Source organism: Paenibacillus sp. 01T422 (assembly GCF_056398785.1).
This window is the reverse complement of record NZ_JBFTQB010000881.1, coordinates 1-2,693: the sequence shown is the minus strand read 5'-3', so window position 1 is coordinate 2,693 and position 2,693 is coordinate 1. Positions and strand designations below refer to the sequence as shown.

Sequence of the window (2,693 nt, the reverse complement as noted above, 5' to 3'; positions counted from 1 at the left end):
GCGTAGAAGGATGCGAACATCCCAGCAGGTCCACCACCGATGACAATAATATCAACGATGTCTTGATTAGTTTCTTTCTCGATCATTGTTAAACTCCTCCGATTCATTTCCTTTGATGTGCCATTATTCTGAGTATTGCAAGAATTGCCACAATCATTATTTCATTATAAACGTCTCTTCTAATGAAGGAAACAGAAAAGTGTGATTTCTTTATATAAATCGCTTATAAATATGATAAGTAATGCTTACAATGGTTGGACACGCCTGAAGGGGCTGTAAGCTTGATTTTAAGCCAAAATAGCACTTGATCTTTACTAATTTAAATTATATTATATCATGAGAATCGGTTTACCATGTTGTGACTAAATTTGTGCTTTTTGATGCATTTTTGATCATAAATCACTGCGTGAGAGAGCAAACTAGAGGCAGTATACCACTTTTGAAGCTGTTTGTGTAAATTTTCACAAGATAGAGAAACCATGGGACAATAAAATCGGATATGGAAGTGAGAGAGACATGAGTAGAATACCAAGAATCGTTATTCTAGGAGCCGGGTACGGCGGGATTCTTTCTGCAATTCGATTGCAAAAAGAATTAAATTACAATGAAGCTGATGTAACACTCGTAAACAAGCATGATTACCACTACATTACCACGCATCTCCATATGCCTGCTGCTGGGACAGATAATCCTGAAAATGCACGCGTGAACATTCTGAAATTGATTGATGAGTTCAAAGTGGATTTCGTGAAATCGACTGTTACCCAAATCCGTCCGCATGAGAAAAAGGTTATTCTCGAAGACGGGACGCTTTCTTATGACTACCTAGTTATCGGTCTTGGTGGCGAAGCTGAAACGTTCGGTATCCCTGGACTCAAAGAATACGCACTGAATATCCGTAGCATCAACAGCGTTCGCTTCATTCGGGAGCACATTGAGTATCAATTCGCGAAATACAAGCGTGAGCCGGATCGCAAAGATTACCTGACATTCGTTATCGGTGGAGCTGGATTTACTGGTATTGAATTCATCGGTGAACTTGCAGATCGCATTCCACAGCTTTGCAAAGAGTTCGACGTCGATCCTTCCCTCGTGAAGATTTATAATATTGAAGCTGCTCCAACAGCGCTGCCAGGTTTTGACCCTGAGCTTGTTGAGTATGCGATGAAAATTTTGACAGACAAAGGCATCACATTCAAAATCGGTACAGCGATTAAAGAATGCACACCGGAAGGCGTTCTTATCGCTGGCGATGAGTTTATCAAGGCTGCAACGGTTGTTTGGACAGGCGGTATCCGCGGTAACCACATGCTGGATGAAGCTGGATTTGAAACGATGCGCGGTAGAATTAAAGTTGATGAGTACCTACGTGCTCCTCAATTCGATAATATCTATGTTGTCGGCGACTGTTCCATCGTTATGAACGATGAAGGCAGACCTTACCCTCCAACGGCGCAAATCGCGATGCAGCAAGGGGAAGCTGTCGCTCATAACCTGATTGCTTCCATTCGCGGTTCCCAAATGAAAACATTCAAATTCTCCAACAAAGGTACTGTTGCTTCCTTAGGTAAAGGACAAGCCATCGGTATTGTTGGTTCCCGTAAACTCAAAGGGAATGTAGCAGCCATGATGAAGAAAGTGGTTGATATGAGATACCTCTACATTATCGGCGGAATTCCGCTCGTTATTCGTAAAGGGCGTTTCTAGTCATCATTCTTAAACGGGGGGATCGTTATGCGGCACTGCAGTGTCCAAGTAAGAGGACTTCTTACCCGGGATGAACTGGATCGTTACAACGGACTGATTGAAGTCGGTCATTTTCTGGAGACGGAGAAACGTTACGATCACGTAGCTGTTGTACAAAAGGAAATTGATATTCTCATATTACCAGCCATCGAACGGTTGAAGGAAAAAAGTCGACAGCGTGATCGTGATACCGAGGTGTATCTCGCACGCAAAGCGCAGATGGAAGCCGAACTTGCAGCTGCGCTCCGCGACGACGATGATGATGAGGAATAAAACATAATTGAAAGCTTGCTCTTAGAGGGCAGGCTTTTTTTCTACGGAAAAGAAAAAGAAGGACAGACACGAGGTCCATCCTTCTACGTTATTACGTTATTTTAAACCGTAATGAGTTTCGCAAATTTCTCTGGTGTAAGCAAGTTGCCTACATAGAAATCACCGAATTCACCGAAACGTGCGCTCACTTCGTCAAAACGCATTTCATAAACGAGCTTTTTGAAGTGCAAAGGATCATCGGAGAACAGCGTTACGCCCCATTCCCAATCATCCAGACCAACAGAACCCGTGATGATTTGCTTCACTTTGCCAGCATATGTACGGCCAATCATACCATGGCTGCGCATCATCGTTTTGCGATCGTCCGCAGGGAGCATGTACCAGTTGTCATTGCCTTCGCGACGCTTATTCATCGGATAGAAGCAGATATGCTTCGCTTTGGGTAGCGCTGGCTTCAAACGTGCTTGAATCTCTGGATCATCCGCAGGATCGACGCCAGGCTTAGCCAGGTAACTGCTTAATTCTACGATAGAAACATAGGAATATACCGGGATTGTAAAAGCGGCAAAGCTGGATTTATTAAAAGCATTTTCTAAATCATTCAGTTCTTCTAACGTTTCGCGCAATTGCATGAATACAAAGTCAGCTTTCTGTCCAACGATGCTATATACGGC

Annotated in this window: 3 protein-coding genes; 2 read left to right on the top strand and 1 reads right to left on the bottom strand. The window is 43.3% G+C overall.

The window, feature by feature from the left end; translation table 11 throughout:
- Positions 1-516 precede the first annotated feature (516 nt).
- Positions 517-1,707, top strand: coding sequence for an NAD(P)/FAD-dependent oxidoreductase (locus AC1DUA_RS32880; protein WP_157319622.1), 1,191 nt, complete (start codon positions 517-519; stop codon positions 1,705-1,707).
- Positions 1,708-1,734: 27 nt separating this feature from the next.
- A complete protein-coding gene (locus AC1DUA_RS32875) occupies positions 1,735-2,019 on the top strand; it encodes a hypothetical protein (protein ID WP_477503732.1) in 285 nt (94 codons plus the stop codon).
- A 101-nt stretch (positions 2,020-2,120) separates the two neighbouring features.
- Here the strand turns inward: AC1DUA_RS32875 and hemQ are convergent.
- Positions 2,121-2,693, bottom strand: a 573-nt coding sequence (gene hemQ, locus AC1DUA_RS32870; RefSeq protein WP_477503731.1) for a hydrogen peroxide-dependent heme synthase, incomplete at its 5' end; no start/stop codon positions are given.